1 pseudogene is annotated in these 782 nt (G+C 25.4%); it reads left to right on the top strand.

Annotated features, from left to right (window positions below):
- Positions 1-378: 378 nt before the first annotated feature.
- A pseudogene (locus tag U881_RS0101370) lies at positions 379-782 on the top strand (site-specific integrase); the annotation flags it as partial.

Genomic DNA, 782 nt, shown 5'->3' on the forward strand with positions numbered 1-782 from the left:
AATAAGCAAAAAGAGAGTAAGGAAATAAATTAAAAGGTTATAAAAAGTAAAGGAAGTTGACTTTGTGTTAACCGAAAGTAAAAGGAGAGTTAAGAATGAAAAGATGGACTTTGTATGCTCTCATTGCAAAGTTACAAACTACGAAAATAGGAAATAGGATATTTGTAGAGCAAAAATATAAGTATTTGTTAAAGCTAGGATAAAGTATTGTATAAATATTAACCTCAATTGCTTAAAAACATACTCTTAGCTAATTACAACCAATCCTCACACCATATTTTACATACAATGATAACCTTCAAAATTTGACTTAAGCTATTAGTATTTGCTAACATATTATTTGACTATTTTATATTTTTTAAAATGATTAGTTAATATATGAACTTAATGAATGATACTAACTTGAATTTAGCTAATAAAATTAATAAAACTATTGGAGACCTAGTAAAAGAAAACGAAATATTACATAAAGAACTATCTATAATCAAAAGTCAAACAAAAAATAAATCCACAAAACCTAAATCTATTCCCATAAGATTCTATTTAAATGAAAAGACAATAAAACTAGTAAAACGATGCATAGAAAAACTTAAAATTTTAGATCCAATATCTGGATGGTTTGTTTACATACTATCAATAACTGGTTGTAGAGGAGTTGAGATACAAAATGTCAAACTTGCTGATATATCAAAAGAAAAAAGCACTAATGGTGAAGTATTTTACAGTCTTAAAGTTAATGTTGCTAAGAAAAGAAGTAGTATTTGTATTAGAGAAGTAGTTAT

Origin of the sequence: Borrelia persica No12, assembly GCF_000500045.1 — a bacterium.
Lineage (GTDB): Bacteria > Spirochaetota > Spirochaetia > Borreliales > Borreliaceae > Borrelia > Borrelia persica.